The following is a 16316-nucleotide window of genomic DNA, read 5'->3' on the forward strand; positions in this document are numbered from 1 at the left end:
GCCATAGATAGGACAACTTCAGACCACGTGTCCATTTCGAGTGCAGAATTGGGAACACTTTGGATGGGGTATCAAAACAAGACGATGAATATGAGGTTTTTGGAATATTACATGGAAAAACGGCGCTCCTATTGACGTTATCCAAAGTTTGCTTGGTCACGAAAAGAGTAAGACGACAAAGATTTATGCTCAACTGAGTGAAAAACTAAGACAAGATTTTTTATACAAAGTACTTTTAAAAGCACCTTCAAAAAGAAGGTGTTTTTTTGCTGGATTGATTGCGCATTCAACGCTGTTTTGAAATAATTGGTAGTGATATAGGAGGAAAGGAGAAATTATAATACATATTTGAAGATCCCAAAGTCAAGCGTGAGTATACACATTGGTGTTAAGTTTTAAAGCTGCTATCAGAAGGTGGTTATCTCTAAATTGAGTCATCATGTATGGTGGGTGGTAGTTTTACAGTGGCTATCATACGAAGCAGTATAGTTAAACAAAAATGTATTAGGAGAAGTCAGATGCTTAAATTAGTATGTTTTGGTGACAGTATTACGGCTAGAAAAGAAGGCCGGGCTACGCCTATGCTCACCACAAAGTTAGCTGAGCAAGTGGACGGATTTGAGGTTATAAATGCTGGTGTATCAGGAAATAACACTATCGATGCTATATCCAGAATTGAGAATGATGTGATTAAACATGATCCAGATTTAGTAACAGTATTATTTGGTGCTAATGATGCAGCATTTCATAAGGTGGTGGATTTGGAAATTTATAAAACTAACATATATAAAATAACCGAGATGATTAAACCTGAGAGAACAATTTTAATAACACCATCTCCAGTTGATGAAAAGGTTCAGTTTGCTAGAACCAATGAAGTCTTATTGGATTATGCTTCGGCAGTAAAACAAGTAGCAGGTGATACTGAATGTCATTTCATCGATTTGTTTTCGAAAGTGATTGCTCTGGATGACTATCCTCAAATACTTAAAGGGATAAGAAACGATGGACTTCATTTTGGAGACAAGGGTTATGACTTTCTTGTTTGCTTATTAGTGGAGAAGATTAAAGAAGTTTGTTATTAAGCTAACGGGGGCTATACGGGAACAGTTGAAGGAGTATTTTGAGGTGAGTACCCTATTTAATTAAAGAATGAGTTAGTTAAGAAACAACCCAAGATATGGATACAAAAGACCTTTAATATAACAAATTATTCCTCGATACATACATAAAAATGGAGGGGGAGCAAATGTGGAGCAAGGTGATGAAAGGAATCGGTTTTGTAAGTGCAGCTGTTTTCCTAACGATGTTTATATTATCTAATTTAATTGGATTCACTTATTCTGATACTGTGAGTGAGTGGTTGGTCTTTACCATGTTATTTTTCTCCGGTTTAGGTATGATGCTTGGAAAAGAAAAAATATCTGGTGGACTATTCCTTGCTTTAGGTTTAATTATCGGGTTTACAAACTTTTTTTAATTGGCGGATCAAAGGGGAAACAATTTTGATTTGTTCATTGTTATAAGAAAAGTGGTGAGGTAGATTGTGGAAAAGAAAACTGTATGCCGGTGTTTTAACTACGTTAATTACCTCTACATATTTCGGTGTTTCTCTCCCTTTATTTGAAGTGGACGGTCCTATATCAAATGTTTTTATATCTTTGCACTACATATCGGTAGGAGTAATGTACGGTATCCTTATTTCTATTTTGATTGAAAACCTTACTAAAAAACTTGGATATGCCAGATTGTTTTATTCATTGATATTCCATTTAGGAGCCACTTTACCTTTAATAATCTATCCGCTCCTACTCATATGGGCAATACCAATAGCCGCCTTATTTTTCTCACTTGATGAATTTATAAGATGGTTCAAAAGAACCGATTTATCTAATATCTTTTCTTAAAAGAGCTATTCCAACGGGATAGAGTAGTTGCGGAAGAACTTCAAAGGGGGCAACGAGATTGAATGAGGAAATACAGAAAAGACATATACTTATGGTAGTCGGAAATTTAGGGCTTATTCTTTTAGGATTAGCCTTTCTTCAATATAACAAATCATTCCTCTTTAATACATAAAAATGGAGGGGCGCAAATGTGGAGCAAGAAAGGAATGGGTTTTGTAGAAGTGAAGGAGATGATTTTTTATTATGACTCCAAATAACAAACTAAGGATTTGTGACAATGGACACAAATATTATAAAAGTAGCGATTGTCCCACTTGTCCGATTTGTGAAAATGAACGAAAACCTAAACATGGCTTTCTTTCATTGCTTTCAGCACCAGCCAGAAGAGCTTTGGAAAACAACGGAGTGACTTCTTTACAAATATTATCAACATACAGTGAAAAAGAGATTCTGAAACTTCATGGTTTGGGGCCTGCGTCTATCCCGAAACTAAAGGAAGCTTTGAAGGAAAATGGATTATCTTTTAAAAAATAAAGTTCCTCAAGGAGATCGCCTGGATTATACACCAAGATCATTAATTTGTATCTTTAAAGCAAGCGGGTATTAAGCTGCCAAGTAAATGGTTAGTAGATTAAATTATGCTGGGGAGGAAGGAAGCTATGAAAACAAGACTCTTACATGTACGTGCAAATGTAAAAGATTTAAGAAGGTCCGTACAATGGTATGAAGAAGTACTAGGTTTTACTGTTACGGCAACATGGCCACCGGAAAATCCTAATTACGTTCATTTTGAACATGAAGGGGGAGCGATGTTTGCTTTATTGGAGCATGAAGATTATCCAACCCCAGGTCGGTTTAATTTTTATGTCGATGATGTAGATAGTCTATGGGATAAATTAAAAAACAAAGCTGAAGTATTAGAGGAATTGTTCTCTACTCCATATGGAAGTAGAAAGTTTACTATTCTTGATATAGATGGCAATGAATTGGGATTTGTGCAAGATAATATTTCAGAATAGATACTTTATAAAAATCAAAGGTGCCTGTCACATTAGACAAGCACCTTTTCTTTCTAATCCTCAAAATCTTCCTCAACCATATACTTCAACATCGAAAGCTTATTATCCCAGAACTGCTCGAAGTAGGAAACCCACTCTTTTACTTATAATAATTGTGCAGCTTGAAGAGAGTAAATTTTTCACGTCCTAATAAGGGGGATTCTTCATATCCGATAATGTTATGATGAAAATAGGTATATAAAGGGGGGGATTGTAGTGTGTGAGGGATTATTTCATCATGTAGAAATTTATATCTCGAACTTAGAGAAGTCAGAAGCATTTTGGGGCTGGTTCTTGGAAGAGTTAGGTTACCAGCCTTACCAAAAATGGAATGAAGGACAAAGTTGGAAGTTAGGAGAAACTTATTTAGTGTTTGTCCAGACGGAAGATAAGTTTTTAGATATTCCTTATCACAGGCGTAGGACTGGTTTAAATCATTTGGCTTTTCACGCTTCTTCACGAGAAAGAGTAGATGAGATGACAAAGATGCTTAAGGAGAGAGATATAAACATTTTATACGAAAACCAACACCCTTTCGCGGGCGGTGAAGATTATTATGCAGTTTATTTTGAAGATCCGGATAGGATAAAAGTGGAATTTGTTGCACCATCTTCATGATATTTTAAACAATCTTGAAATCGAATATTAAATAACGAGGGAAAGTTCTTTATAAGATTGTATAATAATGTTGCTGTGTATATACCTAACGGGAGAAGGGGTCTTATGAAGGTTACAGATTACTTAAAAGTATGCTGAAGTTTATGAAAGTAACTAGTTTAGACTTGAGGAAATAAAAGCAGTTATGGACTTAGAAGCTTCAAACGTTTTATGGGAATGGGGATATATATGAGAAAAATCGGTAAATCATTTCTGATCTATTTTATTGGGATATCCGTATTAACATTAGGAATTGCTCTCACTATTCAATCGCAATTAGGCACTTCACCATTTGATGCATTACTCGTTGGTTTATATCGCACATTTGGATTAACCATTGGTACTTGGGAAATTGTAGTGGGTTCTACTATGGTTTTGCTTAATGCAGCAGCTTTAAAAGCAAGACCGGAAATTTTAGCTATATTAACTTCCATTATTACTGGGATGGGGATTGATACATGGCTTTTTTTATTAGGAGAATGGTTAATTCCTAATCACTTATTAGAACAAGTATTATTAGTATTACTAGGCATTTTTTTAGGCGGTATAGGTATTGCGATTTATTTAGAATCAAATTTTGCACCAAATCCTATGGACCGGTCCATGGTTATTTTAACTGATAAAACAAGTTGGTCCTTTAGCAGGTCACGGGCGATCATTAGTATTGTGTTAGTTATTATTGCTTTCTTTTTCAATGGGGCTATTGGTATCGGAACGTTGCTAAATGCATTAATTACAGGGGTTATCATCCAGTGGGCTCGCCCATATGTGTTGGGCATTCTTCATAAACGTCCTGTACAAATAGCAAATAACAGCCATTAATCATCAAAGTTGAGTTATAAAGGATAGTTAGAATTATATGCTTTACCTATATAGGAATCTAGTTTTTAGTTTCAGTAATTATTGTGAAGGTTACACCGAACTTATCCATTACATACCCTTGAGCAGGGGTGAAGGAAGTTGCCTCCAATGGACCGATTACCTTTCCATCCTGTTTAAAGGCTTCAAAAATTTGTTTTGTTTTCTCCACTTCGGTCGTTGTCACATAAATAGCTGCCTGGTTTCCTATTTGACGGGGGAACCCTGGCGAGTCGAAAAGGATCATTTCCGTTTCACCAACTTGTAGCCTTGCATGCGCCACAAAGTCCAAGATTTTTTCAGGAAAAGACATTCCAGGAAATGCCGGAATCTCTCCGTACGTTTGGATTGATAAAACTTTAGCATCCAGGATGTTTTTATAGTGTTGGATCGCATCCTTTGCATTTCCGTCAAACATTAAATGGGGTAATGCTCGTATGGTCATGTCGAATCAACTCCTTCATGTACTATTTATTTCCATGGTAACACGTGTATCATGCTCTGTTTTCTTTTGGATTGCTATTTTGTAAGGAATATCGAGGCATGTAGTTATGTTGAAGGAATCTAAAATTACTTTAAGGAGGAATTCAGGGATGAAAACAAGACTCTTGCATGTACGGGCAAATGTAAAGGACTTAAAAAAGTCAGTACAATGGTATGAAGAAGTACTAGGTTTTACTGTTGCAGCAACATGGCCACCGGAAAATCCTAATTACGTTCATTTTGAAGATGAAGGGGGAGCGATGTTTGCTTTATTGGAACATGAAAATCATCCAACCCCAGGTCGTTTTAATTTTTATGTCGATCATGTAGATAGTCTATGGGATAAATTAAAGAACAAAGCCGAAGTAGTAGAGGAATTATTTTCTATACCATATGGAAGTAGAAAGTTTACGATTCTTGATATAGATGGCAATGAGTTGGGATTTGTACAAGATAATATTACGGACTAAAGTCTATTAACTTTGGAGCTTTCCGGATAAGGAAAGCCTCTTTTTTTGTGGGCAATGAGTATTGTTTTAATAAGAAGGTTTTGGAATAATTGGAATTGACGATCTGTTTAGACAGATCACGAAAGGAGGTACAGGGTGAGAAATAATTGGGATTTTCCATTTGGAACTCTGCAAATTTTACCGGTCAATAAAAAGTTTGAAGAAGAAGCCAAGCTCCTAATATTAGATGGATTATTAGAACGTTTTGGCTTTATTGATCATTCCCTTATTCCTGATCTGAATGACATTATGATCCATTTTAATAAAGAGGGAAATATATTTTTAGTTGCCTTAGTAAACAAAGAGCTAGTGGCGACTGGAGCTCTTACTAAAGAAAGTGAGCGGGTGGGAAGGGTTGAGCGGATGTCGGTAAAAAGACGATATAGGCGACAGGGCGTGGGGAAAAGAATGTTACAGTCTATCGAGTCGTATGCAAGGGCACTTGATTATACGAAACTTGTTTTAGAAACCAATAATAATTGGGAAAGTGCTCTACATTTTTATTCTATCAACGGTTATCATTCCTATCTAAATGATGGTCAACGCACGCATTTAGAAAAATCCATTTCAGAAAGAGGGTTATGATGAAAGTCACTGACTATTCAGAAGTAGCAAAAGTCTATGATAGGAACCAATTTAGATTCGAGGAAGTAGCAGCAGATTCAGACTTGAAAAACTTTTTAACTGATAATCCTAAATCAAGATACAATTTTCTGGACCTGGCTTGTGGAACAGGTATCTACCTCCACCATCAAATAGAATTTTTTAAGGATTCTAACATTCACTGGTACGGACTTGATGCTTCAAAGGATATGTTAAATAAAGCAAAAGACAAGGTGGATCTTGTAGCATTTGAGCATGCACGTGCAGAAAGCATGCCTTATGAAGATGAAACCTTTGATATCATAACTAATAATTATGCTTTTCATCACTTTACAGAGAAAGAGAAAGCTTTAGACGAAATACAACGTGTGTTAAAAGGGGGAGGGATTTTCAAACTACATAATATAGATATTTACGGAATGAAAAAATGGTGGGTCTATCATTACTTTCCGTCTGCATTATTAGAGGATTATAAGCGATTTTGGGAACGTGAAGTTATATTTAAAGAGCTTTCTCAGAGAGGTTTTGAGGTTCGAATTGATTGTAAGTATCAAATGGAGTATGTCAAAGTAGCAGATTATATAGGCCACGTGGAAAACAGAGATATATCCGTGCTAACCCTTATTGACGACAAAGAATATGAACAGGGTCTATATAGGATGAAGCAGGATTTAGGAAGAGATCCTGATTCAATGGTTACTAATGACTTTTCAGAATTGATTGGTATGGCTCAAAAAAAATAAACTGTTATTTCATTCATTTGATTTCCCTTCCAGATAGTGATTTAGAAAGTATCGTGGAAGGATATAGTCGTTACATAAGGTTATAACAAAGGGGGCAGGGTAATGAAAATCTATACGATTGGTCATTCCGACCATAACAAGCAACTATTCCTGCAGATGCTTCAGGCTGCAGATATTGAATATGTGGCTGATATCCGCGCCTTCCCTGCCAGCCGTAAGTACCCGCAGTTTAACAAGGATAGCATGGGTGATTGGCTTAAGGAAGCGGGTCTCGCGTACCGTCATTACCCGTTGCTTGGTGGCAGGCGGAGCCGATCAGGCGAGATTGGTGAGGATCTGAATACCGGGTGGGACAATCGCTCGTTCCACAATTATGCGGATTATACATTAACGAAGGAGTTTCAAAATGGGCTGGAGGATTTAAAAGCGGAAGCGGAAGGAAAGAACCTGGTCTATATGTGCTCCGAGAGGCATCCGGCAAGGTGCCACCGCCTGTTGATCAGTAACTGGCTGCAGGCGAATGGGTGGGATGTTTTTCATTTAATCAACGACTCTAAAGGAAAAACGGAGCTGGTCAGTCATGAACTTGGGCGTTGGGGGGCGATGCCCATTGTGGAAGAGGATGGAACGGTAGTGTATCCGATGCTTGAGGATTAATTTTCTAAAGCCCAGAGAGACTGAATGAATAGAAGTGAGAGAATATCCGATAAACGAAAGCATGGGGGAAGAGTATTGAGAAAAGTTATTTTTATCGTATTGATATTTATTTTTAGTTTAGTAGGATGCATTGATGAAACCGACTCAAAGGAACTTGTAGATTATAATAAAGAAAGAGTAATTAACGCATTAAACGATTTGTCGTTTACTCCGGAAGTCCCAACTAAGCTTCCATTTGAGCCAACCGAGATAAGAGTAAACGTTGAAGGTATAGGAGGAATGGAGAATAGTTTTATTAAAGTTTCCTTTATAAGTGAAAATCAAGAAGAGATCACTTTTCAGGCATCAAAAAGCCAAAATGCATTTGATTTTACAGAGGAAGACGTAAAAATAAATGGAGACCTGGAAGGAAAATACGGGGAAAAAGAAAAGGTTAAAATATTGAAATGGAATAAAGATGATATTTATTATGAACTATTTGTGGATAGCGACTCTACTTCCAAAGAAGAAGTACTTAATATAGCCGATAATTTTAACCAAGTAAATTAGGCTAACTTTTTAGAATTAACCGTGATAGAGTATAAACTTACTTCGGTTCGCCGCATACCCTCCATTTACGCTATAGCTTTAGTTTGGTGGGGCAGATATACTGGCCTTTATGAAAAAAATGAGCTCATATAAAAAGGAATTTGGAGGGATGAAGGGTGAATAAAATTCTTTTACGTATAGAAGGATTTGCGGTTTTAATATTAAGTCTTTATTTTTATGGAAATAGTCAATTCAGTTGGGGATTATTTTTTATTTTGTTGTTATCACCAGATATTTCAATTCTTGGTTATGTATTAAGTAATAAAATTGGAGCTATTCTCTATAATTTATTTCATACATATATTGTATCGATAGGTGTTATTTTCATTGGACTACTACTATCCAGCCCGACCTTTTTAGCAATCGGTTTGATATGGTCATCCCATATAGGGATGGATAGGATGATTGGATATGGGTTAAAGTATCCAACAGAATTTAAAGACACGCATTTAAATCGTGTTTAATATATATTGAATACGATAGTATTCCACTAATAAAAAGTGCCTGATCCCGCTGCGTTAACACATTACTAATGTGGGGCTCAGGCACTTTTAAGGCTTCTGTTTTTTAAAAAAACTCATCATTAATTCATATCATGGTACCTGTCAACCTCCTGATATGTTTTATACTTATACTCATTGCGATCTATTTTTTCTCTCACGTTATTGTGCTTCTTATTTTTCGTATCTATATAAATACCGATCCCTAAAAAGATTATTAATGGACTAAACATATAAAGCCAGATCATTCCCATACCTCCCTATTAGATAGCATTTGACGGTCATTATTGAAAGCTGTTTACTATATATACGAATAAATATGAAATTTGTTTCAATTATGTAAAATTTAACCAACAGGCATAACACTTCCGATAGCTTGCAGTTTACTTCACCAAACTTATACAGACAAAGGAATAATGTAAAAAATTGGACATACACCTCTTATATAGAGAGGTGGTTATTATGAAGAAAAGTGTTATTGGTATTGTATTAATAATAATCATTTTAGGTTTCACTTTAGTATTTGCAAACAACTCAGGTGAACCGGCAAATGCTAAATCTGATGAACGAATAAAAAGTGAATTAAGAAAAAGTATGGAAGAAACTAAAAATGAAAAAGAGAAAATAGAAAAGTTATTTACAAAAAGTTCAAAAGCATTAAAGGACGAAGGTTTCGGAGAAGTCGGTTTAAGTTACTCTAATGAAGAACGTATCTTTACCGTACAAGTGTATGATAAAGATCTTCTAGAGGACAACAAGGTTCATATGGAAAATATAATAGTTAATACTGCGAAAGAAGTAGGATTTAATGATTTTGATATAACGTTTACGGTAGTGAATAGGAACGTTACCCAAAATAAATAGGATCAAAAGGTAATGGAATCCATACAAAAGGTTTCCAATGTAGTTTCGGACGAATTAAAGGATAGAGGATATAACCTTTCTTATTCGATATCGGTGAAACCGGAGAAAGAAATCGTAATTGAAGGAACAGATAAAGATTTTGCAGAGAATGATGAACTCGAAAAACTTATTTCTAAAGCGGTTTTATCAAAGACAAATTTGAATTATTCCGTTAAATTAAAGAAGAAAAGCGAAAGTGAAATCCGGGATATGGAATGGCAACCCATATTTACTGCGATAAGTGAGGAAACAAATAAGAAATTTAATGAATATAGAGGGTTTGCTAGTTCCTTCCACCCTCAACCATTACAGATTATTATAAAGACAAATATAAATAATAGCTGGTTCAAGAACTCCGATGAGAAGGTTAAAGAAATTGAGGATTATGTGGAAAAAATAATTGAATTAAAAATAGAAGAATTATCTATTAAAGAAGTCCCGTATGAAATTATTATAAGGGATAAAAATAATAAGAAAATTAATTAAACATTTTTATACCAAGTACTTTTGTGAAGCACCTTTCCCTGCGAAGGTGCTTTTTTTGATCGAGTGATTGCGCATTTAAATACGTTTGAAGTTGTGGTGCCTATCCCTCCTTCGCTAATGAATTAGTTTGGTAGGGATGAGGCGCTTTTTTAATCTAAATCATATGCTGTTTATTTTTCCAGCTGATGGCGGCACATTGTATAAATTTTCCGTTCAGAGAAAAGCTAATGGCAGTTTATGTTAAGGAGGTTTTCTTTTTGGCAAACAACAAAAATAACCAGGCTTCTGACGGAAAAAATGTAGAACGTGAGACGTTAACGACGCGGCAAGGGCGCCCTGTGACGGACAATCAAAACATCCGTACGATTGGGAATCGCGGCCCGGCCACACTTGAGAATTATCATTTTATTGAAAAGATCTCCCATTTTGATCGGGAAGAGGTGCCGGAGCGGATCGTACACGCAAGGGGTTCTGGCGCATTCGGGTATTTTGAGACGTATGGGAAAGTCGGAGACGAGCCGGTGGAGAAATACACCCGTGCGAAGGTTTTTTCAGGCGCAGGTAAGAAAACACCACTAATGGTTCGCTTCTCAACGGTAGCCGGAGCGAAAGATGCACCGGAAACGGATCGTGATCCCCGGGGGTTCGCCGTGAAAATGTACACCGAGGACGGCAACTGGGATTTAGTCGGAAACAACTTGAAGATCTTCTTTATCCGTGATGCGATGAAGTTTCCGGATATGATTCATGCGTTTAAAGCGGATCCTGCATCCAATATCAAAAGTCCGGAGCGGATGTTCGATTTCGTTTCCCGTACGCCTGAAGCTACCCACATGATTACATTTTTGTTTTCTCCATGGGGGATACCTGCCACCTACCGCCATATGCAGGGCTCCGGAGTGAATACGTATAAATGGGTGAATGACAAGGGGGAGGCTGTGCTGGTTAAATATCACTGGGAGCCGAAACAGGGAATCCGTAACTTAACCCAGGAAGAGGCCGACATGATCCAGGCGAAGAATGTGAGTCACGCGACACAGGATTTATATGAATCGATTGAACGTGGAGAATATCCAGAGTGGGAGCTGTTTGTACAGATCATGGAGGACGGCTATCATCCGGAACTGGATTTTGACCCGCTCGATGATACGAAACTGTGGCCAGAGGACAAGTTTCCTTGGCATCCGGTAGGCCGTATGGTGCTTGATCGTAATCCAGAGGACTTCCATGCGGAGATTGAACAGGCGGCATTCGGCACCGGCGTACTTGTGGATGGAATGGATTTTTCAGACGATAAAATGCTGCAGGGGCGTACCTTCTCATATTCCGATACGCAGCGCTACCGTATCGGCGCGAACTATTTAAAACTGCCGGTTAACGCTCCGATGAAAGGTGTCCGGACCAATCAGCAACGCGGGCAAATGGACATTCGCGACCCGAGAGAGTCTGGGGACAATCCTCATATCAACTATGAGCCTTCCATGGTGGGCGGTTTTCAGGAAGCAGATGGATCGAAAACTCCGCCGCATGAACCTACGTACAATGCGGCAGCTATGAGTGAGCCAATTGACCGCCCGAACAACTATGGCCAGGCCGGTGATACGTACCGCAGCTTTGAGGATTGGGAGCGAGAAGAATTGATCAATAACCTTTCGAATGCACTCGCCATCTGTGATAAGCGGATACGAGAGGCGATGATCGATCACTTTACGCAGGCAGATGAAGACTACGGGCGCCGTGTGAAGGAAGGAATCGAAGCCAAAATGAAGGAAATGCAGGAGATGCAGGAGGATAATAAAGTTCCAGGTCGTAAATCAGCAGAAACAAAATATGGTCGTGGTTCTACCGCTCAGCACAAAGCAGTCGAAGAAGCTGTAGAAAAAAGTCACGAGGCTGACCCTTATTGAAGTAAGAGCCAGAGAGGGCTGTCTGTCAGTATCAGCTGACAGGCAGCCTTCTTAATTTAGGTAATGACGAACCTCACGTTGCGGAGATCTGAAACACGTTGTTTTGATCTTTCGTGTACACTTGAGTATTGAGGATGGTTTTGAAATAATTGTCATATATTTTCATAAACTTCTAAATTTGAATCGGATGGTGTTCCATAGTGGATTATGTAAAAGATATAAGACGTTTGGTTGGCCATAAACCTCTCATATTAACAGGTGCAGTTGTCTTAATTATTAACGAAAACAACGAATTGTTACTTCAACATCGTACCGCTGGAGGCTGGGGCCTTCCTGGTGGATTAATGGAATTGGGAGAAAGCCTTCAAGATACAGCCAGGAGAGAAGTAAAAGAAGAAACAGGACTAAAAGTTGGCAGTCTTGAATTACTAGACGTGTTCTCTGGTCCGGAATTTTATTTTAAAGTGTCTAATGGCGATGAGTTATATTCCGTCACAGCTGTGTATCTGACATATGAAGTCGAGGGAGACGTCGACATTGATCCCACAGAGTCTTTAGAAATAAAGTATTTTCCTATAAACCACTTACCTGAGGGGTTAACGGATGAATATCGTAGTTATATACACCCTTATCTTAAAAGAGTAGACAGGAGTATTAATACTAACTAGTATAGTACAAGCTCTTAAAAGAGTTTCCAGCAAAAGGGGCGATAGAATGGGGAAATACATAAAAAGCTTTTTTGCAACAATTGTAGTGAGTGTCATTATTTATATGTCAGGTCAAACAGTCTTTGGTGGCGGGAACCATCTAGAAACAGAAATCCTGTCTGTGGGTTCCATAATAGTATTATTATTATCTTATTTAATAGCACAAGTGCATTACCTCATCGATTTAATAAAAAGCAAATAAAGTAATTTCGTCATGCGGTGATTGAAGTCGTGTTTTTGCCAGGAGGGGCATGGAAAATGGATCGAGGTTGATGTATATTCAAGTAAAGCCAATAACTTTTGAAAGAGAGGTGTTCGATGTGACAAACAGGAATTCTAAGGTCGATGAACTACTAAGCAAATCGCAGAAGTGGAAGGAAGAGTTCGAGCAGTTGCGAAGAATCATTCTCACCAGTGGACTTACCGAAGAAGTGAAGTGGGGGAATCCTTGTTACACCTTGGAGAATAAGAACATCGTGTTGATTCATGGATTTAAAGAGTATTGTGCGCTTCTATTTTTTAAAGGTGCCTTGTTAAAGGACAAGCATGACATCTTAATCCAACAGACAGAGAATGTTCAGGCAGGACGCCAGATTCGGTTCACCAATGTCGAGGAAATTAAGGACAATGAATCCATTTTGAAAGATTATATCCTGGAAGCTATCGAAGTGGAGAAGGCCGGTTTGGAAGTGAAAGTGGAAAAGAAGATGGAAATTCCAGCAGAGCTTCAACAAAAATTTGGTGAAAATCCAGCATTGAAAACTGCTTTTGAAGGATTAACACCGGGACGACAACGAGCATACATCCTTTATTTTTCGAAAGCGAAAAAAACAGAAACTCGCACCTCAAGGATTGAAAAATATACACCGCATATTCTGGATGGAAAGGGTTTAAATGATAAATAGGGGGTAATCCAATGGAAGTCTTTGCACCATTTTTAGAAGATATTGATAACCCGGAACACCGGGCCAGGACGGAAGAAGTTTTGGGCTGGGTATCAGAAAAATTCCCGGACTTAGAACCGGCTATTAAGTGGAATCAGCCAATGTTCACTGATCATGGGACATTTATTATTGCCTTCAGTATTGCCAAAAAGCATTTGGCTGTGGCACCTGAAAATAAAGGAATTGTTCATTTTTCGGATGACATTAAAAAAGCTGGTTATGATCACACCAAGCAGCTCATGCGTATCCCGTGGGATAGTCCAGTTGATTATACCTTACTCGAGCGAATGATATCGTTTAATATCGAAGATAAAGCGGACTATACTGCTTTTTGGCGGAAATAAATTATAAAGAAATTAATTTTTGGTTGTAATGTTACTGATTCCGGGCTGGTTTATTTGCTGTTAAAGGAAATAAGGAGGCTTTTGACTTGCATGAAAAGTATGCAAAGTATTCCCTATTGATTGGCCTGGTCACTTTCTTCTTATGCCTGATCATCTTTATGGCTTTCGACTCTCCATCTCCTTTTTTAGGTAGCCTGGTGGCAGCGTTTATACTATTCGAAATTAGCTATTACTATTTGTTTCAAAAGTATAAACAAAAAAGAGAATAATAGAAAAAAGACCAAACGCGAGGGTTTGGTCTTTTCGTTGTTAATGCGATAGGTTTTCGGCTTTTCTTTGCAGTACGGCCGGTTCGCTGTTGTTTTTCCAAAAGTAACCGATGGCGGCACCGATAAACGCTGGCAAGATCCATCCCAGCCCAATCCCGTAAAGGGGCAGGTAGGCTTGATACAAGTTGCTGACGGTTTCCATTAGAGAGTTGGAAGCTCCTGGGAGTGTTTCAGCCAAGGCATTGTAGCCATCGATGGTACTGACGAAAAAGGTCAGGATCATTGCGCCGGCATAGACGCTTTGTTTGTGCTGGAACAAATTCGAGCTTAGTCCTAATAAAATCAGCACGATCGCCAATGGATATAAGAACATCAGTACCGGTACGGCGTACAGGATGATATTCGTCAGACCGAAGTTCGCGACCATGAACGAAACGAGCGATAGAATCAGTACGAATGTTTTGTAGCTGACTTTTGGATAGACCGAATGAAAAAATTCACTGCAGGCGATGATCAGTCCGATGCTTGTTTTTAAACAGGCAAGCACGATAATGATCGCCAGTAAGATAGCACCAAATGTACCGAAATAATGCTGCGAAACAGCGGCAAACGTGAGTCCGCCATTTTCGAGCGTACCGACAGTGGAAACGCTGGAGGCACCCATATACGTGATCAGTCCATAAATCAGCATCATGAGGCCCATGGCGAACAGTCCGGATTTCCATGTCGCCTGCGCAATTGCCTTCCTGTCCGTAATTCCCAAGTTTTTAATGGCATGGATAACGACAATTCCTAAGGCGAGACCGCCGAGGGCATCCATCGTGTTGTAACCTTCTTTGAATCCGGTCATAAATGGCAGCGTGCTGTAGTCACCTGCCGGTTCGCCGAAGCTTCCCATCGGTTTAACGATGGCAGTAATAATCAAAATTGATAAGAACAATAAAAAAGCCGGGGTCAGGTATTTGCCGACGATATCCATAACCTTGGCAGCGTTCAGGGAAAAATAGTATGCATTAGCAAAGAATATAAAGCTGAATACGGCAAGCCACAGACTGCTTTGACCAGGCTGGATAAATGGTTCAAAACCGACAACAAACGGAACAGTCGCAGTTCTCGGAATAGCGAAAAACGGGCCGATCGTTAAATAAAGAATAAGAGCGAAGACGATCCCGAATAAAGGGTGAACCCGGCCAGCTAAATCCTGAAGTCCGTTGCTACCTGACAGTGCAATGGCGAGGATTCCCATCAGTGGAAGACCGATGGCTGTAACGAGAAACCCAATCAAAGCCGGCCAGAAGGATGTTCCGGCGAGCTGTCCCAGCTGGATAGGGAAAATTAAATTTCCTGCTCCGAAAAACAGGCCAAATAACATGGTGCCGATAATGGCATAAGTCGAGAATGGTGTTTTCTGGTTCATCTGCATGTTCCTTTCTTGCTGTAAATGAATAAAGATAATCCTATCAATAAACCGGAAAAGGGACAATAGAATTTGGTAAGTTTGTTAAAAGAAATTTTCACCACTTCGATACCATCCTTATTTGGTGGTGAAATTACCGTTACAGCAAAATTGAAAATCGGTGCGAGTACTGATAACATTAGTAAAAAATGGACTTGTAAATGAGGGAATGACCATGCCAAGAGAATCGAAGCGCCAGAAATTGCTAGAAGCGGCTGCGCTGATTGTGACCGAACAGGGCAGTGATGCGCTGACACTGGATGCAGTTGCGAAACGAGCAGAAGTCAGCAAGGGCGGACTTTTGTATCATTTTTCAACCAAAGAAGCGCTTGTCAAAGGGCTTGTCCAATATATGAATGATATCTATCGTGAAAACGTCGAAGAACTTGTAAAAAAAGATGATAAAGAAACCGGCAAATGGGCCAGATCTTTCATTAACGTCATGCATGATAAAAGTGCGGAAAATAGAACGATCAGTGCCGGGATGCTGGCAGCTCAGGGCATCAATCCGAAGCTGCTCCAGCCCCTGCAGGATACATATGCGGATTGGCAGAATCATATCGAGCACGATGGGATCGATCAGGTGGACGCGACGATCCTGCGCCTTGCCGTCGATGGCCTGTGGCTGTCCGAAATCTTCGGGCTGGGACCGCTGCCTCCAAAGTTACGGGAACAGGTGTTACAGCGATTAACCGAACTAACCTATGAATCAGAATAAAAAAGTCACCAGCTCTACT

The 16316-nt window shown here is 38.9% G+C and carries 24 protein-coding genes; 21 read left to right on the forward strand and 3 right to left on the reverse strand.

What is annotated here, in order from left to right; genetic code table 11:
• Positions 1-518 precede the first annotated feature (518 nt).
• The 6 genes from ACGTN9_RS11210 (at position 519) to ACGTN9_RS11235 (ending at position 4444) form a co-directional block, all read left to right on the forward strand.
• The gene (locus ACGTN9_RS11210) at positions 519-1085 is read left to right on the forward strand and encodes a GDSL-type esterase/lipase family protein (RefSeq protein ID WP_499592793.1); all 567 of its coding nucleotides are present in this window, start codon (positions 519-521) and stop codon (positions 1083-1085) included.
• 164 nt (positions 1086-1249) lie between these two features.
• Positions 1250-1480 carry a hypothetical protein gene (locus ACGTN9_RS11215; protein ID WP_499592795.1) on the forward strand — a complete coding sequence of 77 codons (231 nt, stop codon included), beginning with the start codon at positions 1250-1252 and terminating at the stop codon, positions 1478-1480.
• 670 nt (positions 1481-2150) lie between these two features.
• Positions 2151-2441, forward strand: a complete 291-nt coding sequence (locus ACGTN9_RS11220; RefSeq protein ID WP_499592797.1) for an RNA polymerase alpha subunit C-terminal domain-containing protein — start codon at positions 2151-2153, stop codon at positions 2439-2441.
• Between the two features lie 125 nt (positions 2442-2566).
• Entirely contained in the window at positions 2567-2926 is a 360-nt protein-coding gene (locus tag ACGTN9_RS11225; RefSeq protein WP_499592799.1) for a VOC family protein, read from the forward strand.
• A 255-nt stretch (positions 2927-3181) separates the two neighbouring features.
• Positions 3182-3583 carry a VOC family protein gene (locus ACGTN9_RS11230; RefSeq protein WP_499592801.1) on the forward strand — a complete coding sequence of 134 codons (402 nt, stop codon included), beginning with the start codon at positions 3182-3184 and terminating at the stop codon, positions 3581-3583.
• A gap of 228 nt (positions 3584-3811) precedes the next feature.
• Positions 3812-4444 (forward strand): YczE/YyaS/YitT family protein, encoded by a 633-nt coding sequence (locus ACGTN9_RS11235; protein ID WP_499592803.1) that lies wholly within the window; start codon positions 3812-3814, stop codon positions 4442-4444.
• 58 nt (positions 4445-4502) lie between these two features.
• Here ACGTN9_RS11235 and ACGTN9_RS11240 read toward each other — a convergent pair whose 3' ends face one another.
• Positions 4503-4925: a VOC family protein gene (locus tag ACGTN9_RS11240; RefSeq protein WP_499592804.1), complete on the reverse strand. Its 423-nt coding sequence runs from the start codon at positions 4923-4925 to the stop codon at positions 4503-4505.
• A 148-nt stretch (positions 4926-5073) separates the two neighbouring features.
• Between ACGTN9_RS11240 and ACGTN9_RS11245 the strand changes: the two genes are divergently transcribed.
• From ACGTN9_RS11245 to ACGTN9_RS11270, 6 genes are all read left to right on the forward strand, one after another.
• On the forward strand, positions 5074-5433 hold the full coding sequence (locus tag ACGTN9_RS11245; protein ID WP_499592806.1) for a VOC family protein: 360 nt from the start codon (positions 5074-5076) through the stop codon (positions 5431-5433).
• 135 nt (positions 5434-5568) lie between these two features.
• Entirely contained in the window at positions 5569-6057 is a 489-nt protein-coding gene (locus tag ACGTN9_RS11250) for a GNAT family N-acetyltransferase (RefSeq protein ID WP_499592808.1), read from the forward strand.
• Positions 6057-6818 (forward strand): class I SAM-dependent methyltransferase, encoded by a 762-nt coding sequence (locus tag ACGTN9_RS11255; protein ID WP_499592810.1) that lies wholly within the window; start codon positions 6057-6059, stop codon positions 6816-6818. Before ACGTN9_RS11250 ends, ACGTN9_RS11255 begins: the two co-directional genes overlap by 1 nt.
• Positions 6819-6920: 102 nt before the next feature.
• Positions 6921-7475 carry a DUF488 domain-containing protein gene (locus ACGTN9_RS11260; RefSeq protein ID WP_499592812.1) on the forward strand — a complete coding sequence of 185 codons (555 nt, stop codon included), beginning with the start codon at positions 6921-6923 and terminating at the stop codon, positions 7473-7475.
• A gap of 75 nt (positions 7476-7550) precedes the next feature.
• Entirely contained in the window at positions 7551-8024 is a 474-nt protein-coding gene (locus ACGTN9_RS11265) for a DUF4367 domain-containing protein (RefSeq protein ID WP_499592814.1), read from the forward strand.
• Between the two features lie 155 nt (positions 8025-8179).
• A complete protein-coding gene (locus ACGTN9_RS11270) occupies positions 8180-8527 on the forward strand; it encodes a DUF4260 domain-containing protein (RefSeq protein ID WP_499592815.1) in 348 nt (115 codons plus the stop codon).
• A 119-nt stretch (positions 8528-8646) separates the two neighbouring features.
• Here ACGTN9_RS11270 and ACGTN9_RS11275 read toward each other — a convergent pair whose 3' ends face one another.
• A complete protein-coding gene (locus tag ACGTN9_RS11275; RefSeq protein ID WP_499592817.1) occupies positions 8647-8811 on the reverse strand; it encodes a hypothetical protein in 165 nt (54 codons plus the stop codon).
• A gap of 214 nt (positions 8812-9025) precedes the next feature.
• Between ACGTN9_RS11275 and ACGTN9_RS11280 the strand changes: the two genes are divergently transcribed.
• From ACGTN9_RS11280 to ACGTN9_RS11315, 8 genes are all read left to right on the forward strand, one after another.
• The gene (locus ACGTN9_RS11280) at positions 9026-9427 is read left to right on the forward strand and encodes a hypothetical protein (protein ID WP_499592819.1); all 402 of its coding nucleotides are present in this window, start codon (positions 9026-9028) and stop codon (positions 9425-9427) included.
• 12 nt (positions 9428-9439) lie between these two features.
• Entirely contained in the window at positions 9440-9952 is a 513-nt protein-coding gene (locus tag ACGTN9_RS11285) for a hypothetical protein (RefSeq protein WP_499592821.1), read from the forward strand.
• 257 nt (positions 9953-10209) lie between these two features.
• Complete coding sequence (locus tag ACGTN9_RS11290; RefSeq protein ID WP_499592823.1) at positions 10210-11859, forward strand: catalase; 1650 nt, start codon at positions 10210-10212, stop codon at positions 11857-11859.
• 200 nt (positions 11860-12059) lie between these two features.
• Positions 12060-12527 (forward strand): NUDIX hydrolase, encoded by a 468-nt coding sequence (locus tag ACGTN9_RS11295; protein WP_499592825.1) that lies wholly within the window; start codon positions 12060-12062, stop codon positions 12525-12527.
• Between the two features lie 46 nt (positions 12528-12573).
• Complete coding sequence (locus ACGTN9_RS11300; protein ID WP_499592827.1) at positions 12574-12768, forward strand: hypothetical protein; 195 nt, start codon at positions 12574-12576, stop codon at positions 12766-12768.
• A gap of 118 nt (positions 12769-12886) precedes the next feature.
• Complete coding sequence (locus ACGTN9_RS11305) at positions 12887-13471, forward strand: YdeI/OmpD-associated family protein (protein WP_499593038.1); 585 nt, start codon at positions 12887-12889, stop codon at positions 13469-13471.
• A gap of 11 nt (positions 13472-13482) precedes the next feature.
• Positions 13483-13854, forward strand: a complete 372-nt coding sequence (locus tag ACGTN9_RS11310) for an iron chaperone (RefSeq protein ID WP_499592829.1) — start codon at positions 13483-13485, stop codon at positions 13852-13854.
• 86 nt (positions 13855-13940) lie between these two features.
• The gene (locus ACGTN9_RS11315; protein ID WP_499592831.1) at positions 13941-14123 is read left to right on the forward strand and encodes a hypothetical protein; all 183 of its coding nucleotides are present in this window, start codon (positions 13941-13943) and stop codon (positions 14121-14123) included.
• A 40-nt stretch (positions 14124-14163) separates the two neighbouring features.
• Here the strand turns inward: ACGTN9_RS11315 and brnQ are convergent, their stop codons facing one another.
• Positions 14164-15540 (reverse strand): branched-chain amino acid transport system II carrier protein, encoded by a 1377-nt coding sequence (gene brnQ, locus ACGTN9_RS11320; RefSeq protein WP_499592833.1) that lies wholly within the window; start codon positions 15538-15540, stop codon positions 14164-14166.
• A gap of 214 nt (positions 15541-15754) precedes the next feature.
• On the opposite strand from brnQ, the gene ACGTN9_RS11325 reads away from it, so the two are divergent.
• Positions 15755-16297: a TetR/AcrR family transcriptional regulator gene (locus tag ACGTN9_RS11325; protein ID WP_499592835.1), complete on the forward strand. Its 543-nt coding sequence runs from the start codon at positions 15755-15757 to the stop codon at positions 16295-16297.
• The last annotated feature ends 19 nt before the right edge of the window (positions 16298-16316 follow it).

This window comes from Halobacillus sp. B23F22_5 (assembly GCF_043497085.1).
Lineage (GTDB): Bacteria > Bacillota > Bacilli > Bacillales > Halobacillaceae > Thalassobacillus.

Bases quoted from the DNA above. Each gene is read 5' to 3' on its own strand.
- ACGTN9_RS11225 (WP_499592799.1), top strand. From the start codon at position 2,567: ATGAAAACAAGACTCTTACATGTACGTGCAAATGTAAAAGATTTAAGA.
- ACGTN9_RS11220 (WP_499592797.1), top strand. From the start codon at position 2,151: ATGACTCCAAATAACAAACTAAGGATTTGTGACAATGGACACAAATAT.
- ACGTN9_RS11255 (WP_499592810.1), top strand. From the start codon at position 6,057: ATGAAAGTCACTGACTATTCAGAAGTAGCAAAAGTCTATGATAGGAAC.
- brnQ (WP_499592833.1), bottom strand. From the start codon at position 15,540: ATGAACCAGAAAACACCATTCTCGACTTATGCCATTATCGGCACCATG.
- ACGTN9_RS11325 (WP_499592835.1), top strand. From the start codon at position 15,755: ATGCCAAGAGAATCGAAGCGCCAGAAATTGCTAGAAGCGGCTGCGCTG.
- ACGTN9_RS11235 (WP_499592803.1), top strand. From the start codon at position 3,812: ATGAGAAAAATCGGTAAATCATTTCTGATCTATTTTATTGGGATATCC.
- ACGTN9_RS11240 (WP_499592804.1), bottom strand. From the start codon at position 4,925: ATGACCATACGAGCATTACCCCATTTAATGTTTGACGGAAATGCAAAG.
- ACGTN9_RS11300 (WP_499592827.1), top strand. From the start codon at position 12,574: ATGGGGAAATACATAAAAAGCTTTTTTGCAACAATTGTAGTGAGTGTC.
- ACGTN9_RS11310 (WP_499592829.1), top strand. From the start codon at position 13,483: ATGGAAGTCTTTGCACCATTTTTAGAAGATATTGATAACCCGGAACAC.
- ACGTN9_RS11285 (WP_499592821.1), top strand. From the start codon at position 9,440: ATGGAATCCATACAAAAGGTTTCCAATGTAGTTTCGGACGAATTAAAG.
- ACGTN9_RS11210 (WP_499592793.1), top strand. From the start codon at position 519: ATGCTTAAATTAGTATGTTTTGGTGACAGTATTACGGCTAGAAAAGAA.
- ACGTN9_RS11245 (WP_499592806.1), top strand. From the start codon at position 5,074: ATGAAAACAAGACTCTTGCATGTACGGGCAAATGTAAAGGACTTAAAA.
- ACGTN9_RS11275 (WP_499592817.1), bottom strand. From the start codon at position 8,811: ATGATCTGGCTTTATATGTTTAGTCCATTAATAATCTTTTTAGGGATC.
- ACGTN9_RS11215 (WP_499592795.1), top strand. From the start codon at position 1,250: ATGTGGAGCAAGGTGATGAAAGGAATCGGTTTTGTAAGTGCAGCTGTT.
- ACGTN9_RS11280 (WP_499592819.1), top strand. From the start codon at position 9,026: ATGAAGAAAAGTGTTATTGGTATTGTATTAATAATAATCATTTTAGGT.
- ACGTN9_RS11260 (WP_499592812.1), top strand. From the start codon at position 6,921: ATGAAAATCTATACGATTGGTCATTCCGACCATAACAAGCAACTATTC.